Source organism: Sphingomonas yabuuchiae, from assembly GCF_014199595.1.
Taxonomy (GTDB): domain Bacteria; phylum Pseudomonadota; class Alphaproteobacteria; order Sphingomonadales; family Sphingomonadaceae; genus Sphingomonas; species Sphingomonas yabuuchiae.
Genome location: NZ_JACHNX010000020.1, coordinates 41,032 through 56,932, shown reverse-complemented (window position 1 = coordinate 56,932; position 15,901 = coordinate 41,032). Strand labels below are relative to the sequence as shown.

Genomic DNA, 15,901 nt, shown 5'->3' with positions numbered 1-15,901 from the left:
CACCACCTTCCACAGCGTCGCGGGGTGGAGCAGCCCGGTAGCTCGTCAGGCTCATAACCTGAAGGCCGCAGGTTCAAATCCTGCCCCCGCAACCAACGCTATACGCCGCCCCCACGGGCGGCGTCGGCGTTTATGGCATACGCCACCGACATCGCACCTGCTGCTTGCCCGTGAACCATAGCAGTATCCAGCGTGGCGCCCGGCGTATCTCAACGCCTCACAACAACCCCGTTCCTATGGCCTTCGACTTCGCTCAGGCTGAACGGAGGCAAGGGAAAACGCCGCCCGTCGGGCAGGACTATGCCCCAAGACCCTCGCACGCTCGCGCCCGATGGCGACGCTCATGCGCGTCGCTACACCTCCCTTTGTCCATGCGAAAAGGGAGGGACGTGACCATCGCCATGTCCCTCCCTCCGGCCGATCCGCTGCTCGATCAAGCCGCCGCCTGAACGGGCTTAAACCTTCAGGCCCTTCGCCATGTTCAGATGCGCCGTCACCGTCGGGACCAGCCCGCTCGCAAAGCTCTTCAGCGCCGGCACGTCGCCCGTCGTCGCATACCCCCTCAGCGCATCCAGCGTCTGCTGATGCCCAGACGTCTGCGCAGCAATGTACGCCGCGTCAAAGGCCTTGCCGTTTGAACAGGCTCATGGAGCGGGGGAGCGCTCCGGAAAATGGCCAGATCTATCTGTTCGGATAGCCTATGGCTTCGGTCGATGGGACGTGGGTCCGGCACGCGAATCCGACAATTGAGGTGCGTTCGATCCTGCCATCATGACACTTCTGTCATGTGTTCGTGAGCGTAGGGCTGTCGGAGGGTGGCATCTTGCAATTTCCTGAAAATGATCAGCGAGATTTTTGAGCTGTAAATTCATGTGAAAACAAGATGCTAGCCGGATGGCTTTGGAGGGGCGGTAATCGCGGATGCCGTCTGGTTAATAAAACAACCACTGCAAGCAAACGCTATATTAAATTCCTGTCATGCATGAGCCTGGCGCAAGGATCGAAAGAACCTTGTCGGATTTCTCATGTGCCATTGCTGATCGATGCCGGCATCTTGCTGATTTGCATCGTTTTTGCAGTGTGTGGCACGTAAAAGTGAACAGGAAGCAGAGACATGCGTGCCACGATCAAGGTGAAGCTGATCACGACATTCGCCATCGTCCTCGCGATGCTGGCGATCATCGTGGGGTTCAGCGTCAATCGCTTGTCGACCCTGAACACCGCCCAGAGCGACATGGTGGACGACCCGGCCGCATCGCTGGACCGAATCCAGCAATTCAAGGATGCCATCACGTCGTCGATCGTGGCCCAGAAGAATCTGACCATGAGCGACGATCCCGACTTCATGGCCGGACAGCATGCGGAACTGCGCAAGCAGCGCGCCCGTGCGGACCGGCTGATCGCTGAGGCGTTACGCACGGGGGACGATGTCGATCGCGAGATGTACACGGACGCGCAGCGCGGCTGGGCCGAATACAAGTCCATCGCCGACCAGGCGGTCGAACTGGCGCTGGCCAATCGCAACGCGGAAGCCTCGGTCATTTCGCTGGGCGGCGCCAACAAGGCGGCGGTGCGGATCGGCGATACGGTGAACAAGATCGTGCAGCGCCAGCGACTGGAATTGAAGGCCGCCGATGAGGCGGGGAATGTCCTTTATGCGGAGTCGCGTACGACCCTGCTGATGGTGGCGGCTGCAGCCTTCCTCACCGCCGTGGCAGGAGCCCTGTGGATCAGCCGTATCGTGTCGCGCGGCCTGAACCGCATTGCCGTCGCCCTGGGCGCGGTGGCCACGGGCGATCTGGATCAGAAGGTCGAGGTGTCGAGCAACGATGAAATTCGCGATCTGGTCGATGTCGTCAACCGGATGACCGAAAACCTGCGGACCTCGGCCACGCTGGCGGACCATATCGCGCGAGGCGACCTGACGGTCGAGCATCAGCCGCTGTCCGACAAGGACAAGCTGGGCCATGCGCTGGTCGCGATGGTCGAGCGCCTGCGCGTGGTGGTCGGCGAGGCGACCGAGGCGGCTTCCAGCGTGGCCGCAGGCAGCCAGCAGCTATCGTCTTCGTCGGAACAGGTGAGCCAGGGCGCAACCGAACAGGCGGCCGCCGCCGAAGAGGCTTCGTCGTCGATGGAGCAGATTGCCGTTGCCCGCATCCGGCCCGACGAACAGCGGCAGCGGCGCGGCCTGATTGTCCGAAGTGCGGCGATTGTAGATCAGCCGGGTGCTGAGCCGGACATTGTCCGCCAGCTGGCCGGTGAAGTTGACGAAGGCGCCGAAGCGCTCCTGCGGGGTCAGCAGATAGTTGAACGGGCGGAAGTTGAACCGGTCGGCGACGGTGAAGGCCTTGAAGTCGCTGTCCGCGCCGGTCGGGTTCAGCGGATCGAAGCGAGGCTGGATCAGCGGATTGCTCTTCAGTGTCAGGTTCATCGACTCGCCCGTGACGGGGTTGTTGATGATGAATCGGCCATTGGGCGTGCCCGAGCTGCACGTCGTGGTGCATGTGGTCGCGCCGGGATCGGGGAAGGCGTAATAGGGCCGGTCGCCCGCGAAGACCGATCCCTGGTTGATATAGTTCGCGCCGACCACGACCGAGACACGGTCGTCCGCCGTCCGGTGGCCCCAGCTGAGCTGGTAATTCTGGGTAACGCCGTCGCCCTTGTCGTAACCGCCGAGCTGCGCGGTGGCGAGGAAGCCGTTCTGGCGCTTCTTGGTGATGATGTTGACCACGCCGGCTATCGCGTCCGAGCCGTAGATGGTCGAGGCCCCGTCGCGCAGCACGTCGACACGCTCGATCATGCTGTCGGGAATGGCGTTCAGGTCGACCGCGCCGGGAATGCCGCTCGCCGCGCTGCCGTTGATGAAGCGCAGGCCGTCGACCAGCACCAGGGTGCGGCGGCTGCCCAGATAGCGCAGGTCGATTTCCGCCGACCCGGCCCCGACGCCGCCGCCATCGGGCGGGTTGCCGTTATTGCCGGAGCGGTTGAAGCGGGAATTGAGGCCGCCCGCCGCGCCCGGCAGGCGTTGCAGCACGTCGCCGATCGAGGACAGGCCGGTGCGCGCGATATCCGCGCTGTCGATCGCGGTGAGGGGGGCGCTCTGGTCCAGCGGGTTGCGGCGGATACGCGAACCGGTGACGACGATCGTATTATCGCCCGCCGTCGCATCGTCGCCGGCGGCATTTTCCGCCACGCCCGTGCCGCCGCCCGTCACCTGGGTCTGCGCCTGGGCGTCGACCGCCAGGATCAGGGCACCGACAGCCGCACTTGCCAGCGCCCATTTGCGCAACCGGCTTGCTCCATGAACCATGATCTTTTCCCTCTTTTGGTTTTGCTGACTCCCGTTCCTGCTGCGGATGTGCGGCGCCTCTTTTCGGGCTGCCTTCGATATTCGGTACGTACGGCCCGGTGATCCGGGATCGATGAGGTGCTTCCTGGTGAATCGGTGACCGATCTTGTGCCGAAGGAGTTTGCCGATCCTGCCGTTCGCCTTACCCAGTCGAAAGTCGTATACAGAATATGATCCCGGCGTCGTGTCAAGCGTTGGTCATGGAGAGAGGGGCGGACGTATCGGCTCTTGCCTCGGTACGCCCAAGCCGGGCCGCCCGGCGTTGGCCGGTTAACGTATGTTGGCGGACAATCTCAAATTCAGGACGTGCGCGACGTTTTGCCTGTCGATCGGTTCAGCTTGGCGTAGGATAGCGTGATGTAAAGCGCCGCTCCCACGACGACATGCCGACGAACAGGGGCTATCATATCCGCATGACCAAAATGCCTTTCTCCGTTTCCCGCCCGTCCGTTGCCCGGCTGCTCGGTACGTTGGCGGCCGGGTCCATGATCGCGACGCCGCTGCTGGCGCAGGTCGCGCCGCCGCCGGTGATGGTCCCCACGACGCCGCCGCAGGTTCAGCCCCCCGCTGCGCAGACCCAGATGGCGCCGCCCGCCACCGTGCAGCCGCTACCGCAAGCCGCCCCTGCCGTGGCGATCCCCGCATTGTCGGAGGCGCAGGCCCGGCAGCTCGCAACGCTGATCGCCGGGGGAGAGGTGGCGCAGGGGCTGCGTCAGGGGCCGCCGCGCGACCTGACCACCCTGTCGCCCGCCGCGCTGACCCGCGTCGCGCTGGATTATGCCCATGCGGTGCATGTCGGGCGGCTGGATGCGGCCGACTTCACCAAGGACTGGGGTATCCGTCCGCAGCCCTACGACCCCGCGCCCGGCTTTGCGGAGGCGGTGCGGCGCGACCGGCTGTCGGCCTGGATCGCCTCGCTGCCGCCGCCCTATGCGGGCTATGACGCGCTGGTGAAGGGGCTGGCCCGCTATCGCGCCATGGCGGCGGCGGGGGGTTGGTCGTCGCTCCCGGCGGCCACCATCAACTTCGGCGCAAGCGGACCGCAGGTGCTGGCGCTTCGCAAGCGGCTGGCGATGGAAGACCCGGCGGTCAGCGCCACGGGCGACAGGTTCGACGAGGATCTGCTGGCGGCGGTACGGCGGGCGCAGCGCCGTTACGGCCTGAACCCGGTCGGCACCGTCGGCACCCAGACCATCGCCGTGCTGAACGTGCCGGTGGCGCAGCGCATCCGCCAGATCATGGCGAATATGGAACGCTGGCGCTGGTTGCCGCAGCAGTTGGAGGCCAAGCGCGTCCAGGTGAACATCGCCGCCGCCGTGCTGACCGTGTTCGATGGCGACAATCCGGTCATGTCGATGAAGGCGGTGACGGGCCGTCCGGGCAACGAGACGCCGATGCTGGTGTCGACGATCCGCAGCATCGTGCTGAACCCGCCCTGGAACGTGCCCAGCTCGATCGCCAACAAGGAGCTGTGGCCCAAGGAAAAGGCCAATCCCGGCTATCTGAAGCGTGCCGGTTTCCGCGTGATCGACAATGGCGACGGCAGCAAGCGGTTGCAGCAATCGTCGGAAAAGAGCGCGCTGGGTCGGTTCAAGTTCGACTTCCCCAACGATTTCGCGGTCTATCTGCACGACACGCCCGCCCAGTCGGGCTTTTCCAAGTTCGACCGGCTGGCGAGCCATGGCTGCGTCCGGCTGGAAAAGCCCGCCGACCTCGCCGCGCTGATGCTGAAGACCACGCCCGAATGGCAACCCGAGCAGGTCGATGCCGTCCTCGCCTCGGGCAAGACGGTGCGCGCCAGCATGGCCGAGCCGGTGGCGGTCTATCTGCTCTACTGGACCGCTTTCGCGAATGCCGACGGACAGGTGGGTTTCCGCGAAGATCCCTATAGCTGGGACGCGCAGCTCGCGACCAAGATCGAGGCCCGCTCGGCCGAGCGCGCCCAGGCGACCAAGGACTAAAGGGGACAGATGATGAAGATTGCCACCAAAGGCGCCATGGCGCTGTTCGCCGCCGGGCTGTTGCTGGCGGGCTGCTCGCGCTCGTCGGAGGACCCGCCCGTGCCGGTCGAGAACGACACGGCCGTGGTCGAGGAGAATATGAGCGTGCCTGAGGAGACGCCGGTCATGACCAATGACGCGGACGCCGTCGCCCCGGTCAACATGGCCGCCGACACCGTGCCGCCGCCACCCCCTGAGCGGACGGTCGACCAGCAGATGCTGGACGATGCCTCGGCCACCGGCATGACCTCGCGCGTGCAGCGCACGCCGAGCAACGATGCGCCCCCGGCGGAGGGTATCGAGCCGAAGGACGGGCAGTAAACGAAAGATCCTCCCCGGCACGGGGAGGGGGACCGCCGCGAAGCGGTGGTGGAGGGGGCTCTCCACTGAGTATGTCCTGTGAGGAAGCCCCCCTCTGTCAGTCCTTCGGACTGCCACCTCCCCTTCCAGGGGAGGAATTTACTGCTCGATCTCTCGGACCAGCACCTGCCGCTGTGCCTCGGTCGGCCGCCATTGGCCCGCCATCGAACCACCGTGCCCGAACAGCGCGTCGACCACCTGCGCCGCGTCGCCTTGCGCCCATAGCGCGGCCAATTCCGCCCGGCGCGGATCGGGCGAGGCGTCACTCCCTGTCCGGATGAAGCGCAGCCACGCCGCCAGTGCCGTCACCGTCGCTGGTGCTTCCCCGCCATGCGCCGCCAGAGAGGACAGCCAGCGCGGGCCGACCTTTTGCGATCCGTCGCTGGCGATCTGCGAGAGGCGATGTTCCAGCGTCCGGTTGGCAAAGCGGGCGAGCAGCGCATCGGCATAAGGCCCCAGCGCCTGCCCCTCGGCGGCGGTGAAGCTGGTCGCCGCCTCGTCCCGCATCAGCCGCTCGACCACGGGGCGGATGGCGGGATCGGCGACCGCCTGGTGGACGAATTCATGCCCGTGCTCCAGCCCCAGATAGGCGAGGGCCGAATGCGCGCCGTTGAGCATGCGCAGCTTGGCGGTTTCGTAGGGCGCGACATCGGCGACGAATTGCGCACCGCCGACTTCCCAACGCGGGCGGTCGCCCGCGAAATCATCCTCGATCACCCATTGGCGATAGGGCTCGGTAATGACGGCGGCTTCGTCACGCATCCCCAGCACCGCCTCGACCGCCGCGCGATCGGCTTCGGTAACGGCGGGGACGATCCGGTCGACCATGGTGTTGGGGCAGCGCCAGTCGCGCTCGAACCATTGCCGCGCCGCCGTCTCGCCCTGATGGTCCAGAAACGCCGCCACCCCGGCGCGCAGGACCCGGCCATTGTCGGGAAGGTTGTCGCAGCTGACCAGCGTGAGGGGGCCGTGCCCCGCCGCCTGCCGTGCGACCACTGCCTGTGCCAGATAATGATAGATGCTGTTCCCGTCCGCAACGATGCCCGCCAGGTCGGTCGCACCATCGGGCCGCCGCCAATAGCCCTTTTCGGTGACGGTCAGCGTCACGACCCGCGTGTCGGGCGCGGCGAGGCGTTCGGCCAGCCGCTCGGGCGTCTTGGCCGCGACGATCACGTCACGGATCGCGCCGATCAGGCGGACGGCTTCGCCCTCGCTCGACCGTTCGGTGACGGTATAGAGGCCGTCCTGCGGCGCCATCTGGTCATGCACGCCGCCCGATCGCAGCGAGGCGGCCGCAATGGCCCAGTCGCGGTCGCCCGCCGCGATCGCGTCGTCGGTATAGACCGCCTGATGCGCGCGGTGGAACGCGCCGAGCCCGATATGGACGATGCCGATCCGCTGGCCTGCCCGGTCATAGCCGGCGCGCGCCACGGCGTCGGGCAGCGCCGCAGCGGTCGCTTCGCTCAGCCGGGTCACAGCCGGTACGCCGTGCGGACCAGACCGTTGGTCAGCGCATGGGCCAACTCGACCGCCTCATCCTCCTCCAGCCGGTGCTCGGCGACGAGGCGCGCCAGGAAGCCGCAGTCGATCCGCCGCGCGACATCATGTCGCGCCGGGATCGACAGGAAGGCGCGGGTGTCGTCGTTGAACCCGACCGTGTTGTAGAAGCCCGCCGTCTCGGTGGTCATCTCGCGGAAGCGTCGCATCCCCTCCGGGCTGTCATGGAACCACCAGGCGGGGCCCAGCTTCAGGCAGGGATAATGCCCGGCCAGCGGCGCCAGTTCGCGCGCATAGACGCTTTCGTCCAGCGTGAAGAGGATGATGGTCAGGTCGCGCTCATTGCCGACCACGTCGAGCATGGGTTTCAGCGCATGGACGTAATCGGTGCGCATCGGCATGTCCGCGCCCTTGTCGCGCCCATGGCTGGCGAACAGGCCCGCATTGTGGTTGCGGAACGATCCGGGATGGATCTGCATCGTCATGCCGTCCGCGACGCTCATCTTCGCCATCTCGGTCAGCATCTGTGCGCGGAAGAGTTCGGCATCGGCGGGCGTCCAGTGGCCGCCGACGATCTTGGCGAACAGCGCTTCGCATTCGGCCGTGGACAGGTTGGCGGTCGCCGCGGTCGGATGGCCGTGATCGGTCGCGGTCGCGCCCAGCGCGCGGAAGGCGGCGCGGCGCTTGGCATGGGCGCCGAGATAGCCGGACCAGCTATAGACATCCTCGCCGGTCAGCTCGGCGAAGCGCTGCATCGCGCCTGTGAACTGCTCATGCTCGACATCGATCACGCTGTCGGGGCGATAGGTGGTGATGACGCGGCCCTGCCAGCCCGAGGTCTGGATCGCCTGGTGATGGACCAGCGGATCGTCGGCGCCCTCGGTCGTCGCCAGGCATTCGATGCGGAACCGCTCGAACAGCGCGCGGGGGCGGAAGGCGGGGGTGGCGAGCGCCTCGCCGATCGCGTCGAAATAACGGTCGGCGGTTGCCGCCTCCAGCGCCTCGTCAAAGCCGAACACCTCGGCAAAGACATGGTCGAGCCACATGCGCGACGGCGTGCCGCGGAACAGGTGATAGTTGGACGCGAACAGCTTCCACGCCGCGCGTGGATCGGTCGCGGGGCGGCCACCACGATGCGGGATGCCCAGATCGTTTAGCGCGATGCCCTGGCTGTAGAGCATGCGGAAGACATAATGATCGGGCGCGAGCAGCAGGTCGCTGGCATCGGCCCAGGGTTCGTCGGTGGCGAACCAGCGCGGATCGGTATGGCCGTGCGGGCTGATGATCGGCAGGTCCGCGACTTCGGCATAAAGAGTCCGCGCGATGCCCCGCGTCGTCGGGTCGGCGGGCAGCAGCCGGTCGGGGTGAAGCTCCAGCTTGCGGGTCATGCGGTCAGCTCCAATTCGGCCGGAGCGGCGTTTGCGTTCAAGCCCAGCATATGCACGATTCCCTGCTCCAGCCCGCGAAGCTCCGCCAGTCCGCGCATCCGGCCGAGCAGCGAATAGCCGGGATTGGAGCTGCGATGAAGGTCGTCCATCATCCGGTGGCCATGGTCGGGGCGCATCACGATCGCACGGTTTTGCGCATACGAAATCTCGACCACCGCCTGCATCACCTGCGTCATGCGGGCATGGCCGCCCAGATGCTCGGCCTCATGGAAATTGCGCTCGCCCGCTTCCCAGCCGACCGAGCGGAGATGGAGGAAGTCGATCCGGTCGGCAAAGCGGCGGACCATGGCGGGCAGGTCGTTGTCCGGCCGCGCGCCGAACGATCCGGTGCAGAAGCACAGGCCGTTCGCCAGCGAGGGCACGGCGGCGTAGAGATGGTCGAGGTCTTCGGCGGTGCTGACGACGCGCGGCAGGCCGAAAATGGGGAAGGGCGGGTCGTCGGGATGGACGACCAGTTTGATGCCGACCTCCTCGGCAATCGGGCAGACCGCGCGCAGGAAGGCGATATGGTTCGCCCGCAGCGCCTCGGCGTCGATCCCCGCATAGGTGTCGATCGCACGCTGGAAGGCGGGCGAGTCGAAGCTCTCCTCGCTGCCCGGAAGCCCGGCGATGATCGTGCGTTCTAGCTTGTGGCGTTCCTCAGGCGTCATCGCGGCGAAGCGCTCGGCGGCGGCGGCGCGAACGGCTTCCGAATAATCCGCCTCGGCGCCGGGGCGGCGCAGGATATGGATGTCATAGGCCGCCACCGCCGCCCATTCGAAGCGCAGCGCGGTCGCACCGTCGGGCAACTGCCAGTCCAGATCGGTCCGGGTCCAGTCGAGCAGCGGCATGAAATTATAGGTGACGGTCCGCACGCCCTCGGCCGCCAGGTTACGCAGGCTGTCGCCATAGGCCTGGACGAGTTCGTCGGTCAGTTCGCCGCGCTTGATCGCGTCATGCACCGGCAGGCTCTCGACCGTCGACCATCCCAGCCCGGCCGCCTCGATCATCGCCCGCCGCTCGGCAATCGCCTCGCGCGGCCATACCACGCCGTTGGGGATTTCATGCAGTGCGGTGACGACCTCTGTGGCGCCCGCCTGGCGGATATGGGACAAGGCGATGGGGTCGGCGGGTCCGAACCACCGCATGGACTGGATCATCAACACGGCCGCTATTCCCTCGTCCCAAATCGCATTTTCTCTGCAGTTAGCGGTAGCATTCGGCATTCGGATTGACCAGTTACAAATTTTGGCCTTGCCACTATGGTGGTGAAGCCGGAGAGCGATAGGAGAGAAGTGGATGCGGATCGTCGTCGTCGGAGAAGGGATGATCGAATTGTCGCGCGCAGACGGCGGGCTGTGGTGGCTGGGTCATGGCGGCGACACGCTGAACACCGCGATCCATCTGGCGCGGAAGGGTCGTGACGTCCGCTACGTGACCGCCTTGGGTGAGGATCCGTTCAGCGCGACGCTCCTTCAGGACTGGACGGCCGAGGGCATCGACACCAGCCTGACCCTGCGCGATCCGACCCGCATGCCCGGCCTGTATGCGATCACCACCGACGAGGCGGGCGAGCGCAGCTTTTCCTATTGGCGGGGACAGAGCGCCGCGCGGCGCACCCTGTCCCTGCCGGGCAGCGAGGCGGTGATAGCGGAGGCGGAACAGGCCGATCTGCTGCTATACTCGCTCATCACCCTGGCGATCCTCGACGAGCCGAGTCGCGAGCATCTGTTCGATCTCGCGCAACGGGTCCGCGCGCGGGGCGGCCGGGTCGCGTTCGACGGCAATTACCGTCCCCGCCTGTTCGCCAGCCAGGGCGAAGCACGCGAGCTGTGTCGCCGGGCGATCGGCGGCTGCGATATCGGCCTGCCGACGCTGGAGGATGAGGCGATGCTGGTCGACGCCACGTCCGCCGAAGAGGTGCGCGACCGCTGGCAGGGCCTGGGTGCGGGCGAGGTCGTGGTGAAGCTGGGGGCCGATGGGTGCCTGGTCACCGGTGTCGGTATCGTCCCACCGCCCGAGCGCCTGTCGCCGCGTGACACCAGCGGGGCAGGGGATGCATTCAACGCGGGCTATCTGGCGGCGCGGCTGGACGGCTTGGATCCGGCCGAGGCGGCGGTGCGGGGGCATAGGCTGGCCGGGTGGACGGTCATGCGCTCGGGTGCAATTCCGGCGCGGGATGACGACTTGCCGCATTAAGGCGTTTTGGACTTACCAAAATTGGTCGGTCGGTCATGGGGTAAGCCCCTTTAGCCCCTCCCCTTTAGGAGCATCAGGTAAACCGCGCCCAGCGCGGTTTGGATCAGGCTGGGAGCCTGACCGACCTGTCACTCCTGAAGGGGAGGGAGGTAATTTGCGCATAGTCCACCCCCAAACCCACCCTCCGTTCGCACTGAGCGAAGTCGAAGTGCAGGGGATTCGCTTGCGGCGAGGCCGGGGCGTGGCCTTCGACTTCGCTCAGGCTGAACGGAGTAAGTGCGCCGCCCGCCACCCCGCCACGAAAAAGGGGGCCGGAACCTCAGTTCCGACCCCCTGATCCTGTCAGCATGCGCTGGCGGCTTGGCTTACGCGCCCGGGATTTCCGAGACGTTCACCTTGATGCCGCGGCCCATCGTCGACGAGACGGCGACCTTGCGGACATACTTGCCCTTGGCGCCCGACGGCTTGGCCTTGATCAGCGCATCGACCAGCGCGTCGAAGTTGGCGCGCAGGTCTTCCGCCGGGAACGACGCCTTGCCGATGCCCGAATGGATGATGCCGGCCTTTTCGACGCGGTACTCGACCTGACCGCCCTTGGCCGCCTTGACGGCTTCGGCGACGTTCATGGTCACGGTGCCCAGCTTCGGGTTCGGCATCAGGCCCTTGGGGCCCAGCACCTTACCGAGGCGACCGACGACGCCCATCATGTCCGGGGTCGCGATGCAGCGATCGAAGTCGATGGTGCCGCCCTGGATGGTTTCCATCAGGTCCTCGGCACCCACGACGTCCGCACCGGCGGCGCGTGCTTCGTCGGCCTTCGCGCCCTTGGCGAACACGCCGACGCGAACGGTCTTGCCGGTGCCCTTGGGCAGGGTGACGACGCCACGGACCATCTGGTCGGCGTGACGCGGGTCAACGCCCAGGTTGACGGCGACTTCGATCGTCTCGTCGAACTTCGAGGTCGCGTTGGTACGAGCCAGCGTGATCGCTTCGTCGATGCCGTGCAGCTTCTCGGCGTCGATCTGGACGGCCTTCTGCTTCTTGGTCAGCTTCGCCATGATCTTAGCCCTCCACCACTTCGAGGCCCATCGCGCGGGCGGAGCCTTCGATGATCTTGGTCGCAGCCTCGATATCGTTGGCGTTCAGGTCCTTCATCTTGACCTGGGCGATTTCCGCGAGCTTCGAGCGCGCGATCTTGCCCGCCGACACCTTGCCCGGCTCCTTCGAGCCCGACTTCAGGTTGGCCGCCTTCTTGATGAGGTAGGTCGCAGGCGCGGTCTTCGTCTCGAACGAGAACGAACGGTCGGCATAGACGGTGATGACGGTCGGCAGGGGCGTGCCCTTCTCGACTTCACCGGTCTGCGCGTTGAACGCCTTGCAGAATTCCATGATGTTCACGCCGCGCTGACCCAGCGCCGGGCCGATCGGCGGCGAGGGGTTGGCGGCGCCTGCAGGGACCTGCAGCTTGATATAGCCGGTAATCTTCTTTGCCATGTCACTCTCTTCTCGAGTCTAGCGGTCGTGACGGGCACGCGAGGCATGAGCCAGCGCACCCTCCCGCAAGGGTTCCGTCGCAAGATGCTAGGGAAGCGCGGGCCGATAGCCGAAAAGGGGAGAAATGGCAAGGCCAGCATTGCGCTTGTCACGGCCGATCCGGCCATGTCACTCTGGGTTCATGATGGACGACTCGGTCGAGGGAGCGACCGGTTCCGCCATCGCTCGAACGGGGGTTCGACACATGCGACGGGGATGGGGTGCGCTGGCCTGTGCGGCGGCGCTGACGTTGGTGGCCGCACCGCTGGCGGCGCAGGAAAAGACCGGCAACAAGCCCGGTTTCACGCTGGCCCCGGGCACTGCGACCATCGTCCTGATGCGGCCCGAAATCGCGGTCGGCGCGCAGTCGACCGGCGGGTCGTACGAACCCAATGCCGACTGGACCGATCAGGCGCGCGAGAATCTGGGCAGGGCGCTGGCCGAGGCGCAGGGCAAGCTGGGCAACCGGGTCGTCACTCATGTCGAGCCGGTCGGGCAGGGCGCGGCCACGGCGCATGAATATCGCGCGCTGTTCACCGCGCTGGCCGATTCGGTCATCACCTATCAGTTCTTTCCCGGCAATCGCCTGCCGACCAAGAAGCGCGGCGACAGCTTCCTGTGGTCGATCGGGTCCGAGGTCGCCAAGCTGCCGGGCGTGCAGGGGGCGGACTATGCGCTCTTTGTGACGACCGAGGATCATTACGGCTCGACCGGGCGCAAGCTGTTGCAGGTCTTCGCCGCCGGGGTGGCCGGGATCGGGGTCAGCGCGGGCGTGCACAAGGGCTATGCCGGGCTGATCGACCTGAAGACCGGCGATCTGGTCTGGCTCAACGCCGATCTGGCGATGGGCGGCGATGTCCGCACGCCTGAGGGCGCGGCCAAGCGCGTGTCGCAACTGCTGGAGGGTTTTCCGGGCAAGCCGGTCGAGGCGCCGGTCGCTCCGGCGGCCCCGACCAAGACCGCCGCACGCTGACGGGAGGCGATCATGGCCGGATGGATCATCGCCGCTGCGCTCGCAGGGGCGGCTCTGGGCGCAGGCGCGTCCGACAGGCTCGCCCCGCTGCCGCCTTACGGCACGGCCTATACGCCGACGACCGTCGACGAGCGCGGGCTGTGGCAACAGGCGGATGAGGCCGAGCGCGATCTGCGCGACTCGCCCGCCGTGGTACGCGATCCGGCGCTGAACGCTTATCTGACCAAGGTTCTCTGCCGTTCGGTGGGCGAGGATCGCTGTCGCGGCGTGCGAATCTATGTGGTGCGCGCGCCGGTCTTCAATGCCTCCATGACGCCGAACGGTATGATGGTCGTCTATACCGGTGCGCTGCTCCGGTTGCGTGACGAGGCGGAACTGGCGGCGCTGCTCGGCCATGAGTTCGGGCATTTCGAGATGCGCCATACCCTGGCCAGTTTTCGCCGAGGGCGGACGATCGGGGACATCATTGCCTGGACCAGTGTGCTCTCGCCATACAGCACCTTGCCCGCCAGCCTGATCCAACTCCATTTCTCCTACAACCGTGCGCAGGAAGCCGAGGCCGACTTGATGGGCCTGCGCTATCTGGCGGCGGCGGGCTATCGGCCGCTTGCCGCATCGCGCATTTGGGAGCGGCTGATGGCCGAACAGGATGCAACTGCCTTGGGACGCAAGCGGCATGTCACGCATCGCTATTCGGCGGGCTTCTTCGCCGATCACCCGACCGAACTCGCCCGCGCGACCTATCTGCGCGAAGCGGCAGGGGCGGATGGCGAGCGCGGCGACGACTCGCGCGACGCGTTTCTGACGGCGATGCGGCCATGGCGGGCGAGCTTCCTGGCCGATCAGATCAAGCTCAACGATTTCGGCGGCTCGGAGTATCTGCTGGGCGAACTGGCGGGCGGGCAATGGACGCCCGACCTGCTGCTGACGCGCGGCGAACTCTATCGCGAGCGCGGTAACCCCCGCGATCTGGTGAGCGCGGCGCAATTCTATCAACAGGCGATCGACGCGGGCTGCACCGACCCGATCGCCTGGCGCGGGCTGGGCCTGTCGCTGCTGCGTGGGCAGCAGGAGGCGGCGGGGCGGGCCGCACTGAAAACCTATCTGGAGCGCGCACCGCAGGCGAGCGACCGCGCGGCCATGGCGATGTTGATCGGGGAAGGGGGCGTGCAATGAAGGGTTTGAGGATCGCGGCGATCGGGCTGGCGCTGGTTGCGGCCCCGGTGCTGGCGGGCAACAAGCTGATCCCGGCGGGGCAGCCCGTGGCGGTCGCCAAATCGGTGCTGACGGTCACGCCCTCGGTCGAATGGAACAAGCTGGGCGCGCGACCGGGGCGCAATTCGGAGACGTGGACCTTCGATGGCGATGCGCTGAACGACCTGACCTTCTATGGCGGGATCGAACCCGAACAGACGCTGTTCCGCGAGGTCAGCAAGCGCACCAAGCCGCTGCCGCGCGTCAAGGCGACGATGCTGGTGACCGACATACCGACGCTGGTCGAGAACAGCTATCGCATCGCGCTCGACACGCCGTTGTTCACGGTCGAGGGGATGGAGCCGATGGCCTTTGCGGGCAAGCCGGGCATCCGCTTCACCTATAGCTTTACCCGGCCGAACGAAGACCTGCCGCGCAAGGGCGAGGGGCGCGGCGCGATCACCGGCGGCAAGCTGTACCTGATCACCTTCGAGGCGCCCCGGCTGCATTATTTCGACGCCGGGGTCGCGGCGTTCCGGCAGGTGGCGAACAGCGCGAAATTGTAGGGGGGTGTTTCTTCCAGCCCTCCGTTCGCACTGAGCAAAGTCGAAGTGCACGAGACTCGCTGGGCGGCGAGGGGCGGGCGTGGGCTTCGACTTCAGCGCAAAGCGCCGAAGTTTATCCTGAGCGGCTGGCTTGCCAGCCAGCCGAAGGGCTCAGCCTGAACGGAGGTAGGGGAGCAGGCGGGAGTTGAAGATAAGGCCCAAATACGAAAAGGGCCGGTGGCGTCGCCGCCCCGGCCCCGTTTTCGTCGGATGGTCCGAACTTACTTCGAGCGTTCGACCTGCTCGAAGTCCAGTTCCACCGGGGTGGCGCGACCGAAGATCGACACCGACACCTTGACCTTGGACTTGTCGAAATCCAGTTCCTCGACCACGCCGTTGAAGCTGGCGAAGGGGCCTTCCAGCACCTTGACCGCGTCGCCGATCTCGTAGTCGACCTTGACCTTGTGCTTCGGGGCGGCGGCGGCTTCTTCCTTGGAATTCAGCATCCGCGTGGCTTCCGCCTCGCTGATCGCCTGCGGCTTGCCCATCGCGCCCAGAAAGCCGGTCACCTTCGGCGTGTTCTTGACGAGGTGATAGACCTGGTCGGTCATGTCGAGCTTGGCCAGCACATAGCCGGGCATGAACTTGCGCTCGACCGCGATCTTCTTGCCGCGGCGGGCCTCGGTCACGGTCTCGGTCGGCACCTCGATCTGGTCGACCAGATGGTCGAGGCCCAGACGGGTCGCCTCGGCCATAATCGAGTCGCGGACCTTGCCCTCGAAACCGGAATAAGCGTGGATGATGTACCAGCGCGCCATGAGAAC

Annotated in this window: 13 protein-coding genes, 1 tRNA gene and 2 pseudogenes; 8 read left to right on the top strand and 8 right to left on the bottom strand. The window is 66.3% G+C overall.

The features are described 5' to 3' along the window. The first annotated feature begins 18 nt into the window (after window positions 1-18). Window positions 19-95 (top strand) — tRNA-Met (locus GGQ89_RS16815). Window positions 96-455: 360 nt separating this feature from the next. Here GGQ89_RS16815 and GGQ89_RS16810 read toward each other — a convergent pair. Then, window positions 456-623: pseudogene (locus GGQ89_RS16810) on the bottom strand (DUF4142 domain-containing protein); the annotation flags it as partial. A gap of 491 nt (window positions 624-1,114) precedes the next feature. On the opposite strand from GGQ89_RS16810, the pseudogene GGQ89_RS20095 reads away from it, so the two are divergent. Beyond that, window positions 1,115-1,825, top strand: a pseudogene (locus GGQ89_RS20095) (MCP four helix bundle domain-containing protein); the annotation flags it as partial. A gap of 231 nt (window positions 1,826-2,056) precedes the next feature. Here GGQ89_RS20095 and GGQ89_RS16800 read toward each other — a convergent pair. After that, window positions 2,057-3,310, bottom strand: coding sequence for a TonB-dependent receptor plug domain-containing protein (locus tag GGQ89_RS16800; protein ID WP_184106520.1), 1,254 nt, complete (start codon window positions 3,308-3,310; stop codon window positions 2,057-2,059). Window positions 3,311-3,762: 452 nt separating this feature from the next. On the opposite strand from GGQ89_RS16800, the gene GGQ89_RS16795 reads away from it, so the two are divergent. Continuing rightward, complete coding sequence (locus GGQ89_RS16795; RefSeq protein WP_184106529.1) at window positions 3,763-5,310, top strand: L,D-transpeptidase family protein; 1,548 nt, start codon at window positions 3,763-3,765, stop codon at window positions 5,308-5,310. A 12-nt stretch (window positions 5,311-5,322) separates the two neighbouring features. Further along, window positions 5,323-5,670, top strand: coding sequence for a hypothetical protein (locus GGQ89_RS16790; protein WP_240456522.1), 348 nt, complete (start codon window positions 5,323-5,325; stop codon window positions 5,668-5,670). 138 nt (window positions 5,671-5,808) lie between these two features. On the opposite strand, the gene GGQ89_RS16785 is transcribed toward GGQ89_RS16790, so the two are convergent. From GGQ89_RS16785 to uxuA, 3 genes are read right to left on the bottom strand one after another with little or no spacing between them, the layout of a single operon-like run. After that, a complete protein-coding gene (locus GGQ89_RS16785; RefSeq protein WP_338112341.1) occupies window positions 5,809-7,185 on the bottom strand; it encodes a mannitol dehydrogenase family protein in 1,377 nt (458 codons plus the stop codon). Further along, window positions 7,182-8,594, bottom strand: a complete 1,413-nt coding sequence (gene uxaC, locus GGQ89_RS16780) for a glucuronate isomerase (RefSeq protein WP_184106519.1) — start codon at window positions 8,592-8,594, stop codon at window positions 7,182-7,184. The genes GGQ89_RS16785 and uxaC overlap by 4 nt, the downstream gene beginning before the upstream one ends. Then, window positions 8,591-9,793, bottom strand: a complete 1,203-nt coding sequence (gene uxuA / locus GGQ89_RS16775; protein WP_244955807.1) for a mannonate dehydratase — start codon at window positions 9,791-9,793, stop codon at window positions 8,591-8,593. Before uxuA ends, uxaC begins: the two co-directional genes overlap by 4 nt. A 139-nt stretch (window positions 9,794-9,932) precedes the next feature. Here uxuA and GGQ89_RS16770 point away from each other — a divergent pair, with 139 nt between their 5' ends. Continuing rightward, a complete protein-coding gene (locus GGQ89_RS16770; protein ID WP_184106518.1) occupies window positions 9,933-10,832 on the top strand; it encodes a sugar kinase in 900 nt (299 codons plus the stop codon). Window positions 10,833-11,197: 365 nt separating this feature from the next. On the opposite strand, the gene rplA is transcribed toward GGQ89_RS16770, so the two are convergent. Beyond that, the gene (gene rplA, locus GGQ89_RS16765) at window positions 11,198-11,890 is read right to left on the bottom strand and encodes a 50S ribosomal protein L1 (protein WP_056433483.1); all 693 of its coding nucleotides are present in this window, start codon (window positions 11,888-11,890) and stop codon (window positions 11,198-11,200) included. Between the two features lie 4 nt (window positions 11,891-11,894). Then, window positions 11,895-12,326: a 50S ribosomal protein L11 gene (gene rplK / locus GGQ89_RS16760; protein ID WP_007407063.1), complete on the bottom strand. Its 432-nt coding sequence runs from the start codon at window positions 12,324-12,326 to the stop codon at window positions 11,895-11,897. Window positions 12,327-12,570: 244 nt separating this feature from the next. Here rplK and GGQ89_RS16755 point away from each other — a divergent pair, with 244 nt between their 5' ends. From GGQ89_RS16755 to GGQ89_RS16745, 3 genes are read left to right on the top strand one after another with little or no spacing between them, the layout of a single operon-like run. Further along, on the top strand, window positions 12,571-13,338 hold the full coding sequence (locus GGQ89_RS16755) for a hypothetical protein (RefSeq protein ID WP_221238998.1): 768 nt from the start codon (window positions 12,571-12,573) through the stop codon (window positions 13,336-13,338). Window positions 13,339-13,350: 12 nt separating this feature from the next. Beyond that, entirely contained in the window at window positions 13,351-14,514 is a 1,164-nt protein-coding gene (locus tag GGQ89_RS16750) for a M48 family metallopeptidase (RefSeq protein WP_184106517.1), read from the top strand. Further along, complete coding sequence (locus GGQ89_RS16745; protein WP_184106516.1) at window positions 14,511-15,098, top strand: hypothetical protein; 588 nt, start codon at window positions 14,511-14,513, stop codon at window positions 15,096-15,098. The genes GGQ89_RS16750 and GGQ89_RS16745 overlap by 4 nt, the downstream gene beginning before the upstream one ends. Before the next feature lie 260 nt (window positions 15,099-15,358). Here GGQ89_RS16745 and nusG read toward each other — a convergent pair whose 3' ends face one another. Then, entirely contained in the window at window positions 15,359-15,895 is a 537-nt protein-coding gene (nusG, locus tag GGQ89_RS16740) for a transcription termination/antitermination protein NusG (protein WP_042491307.1), read from the bottom strand. Window positions 15,896-15,901 lie beyond the last annotated feature (6 nt).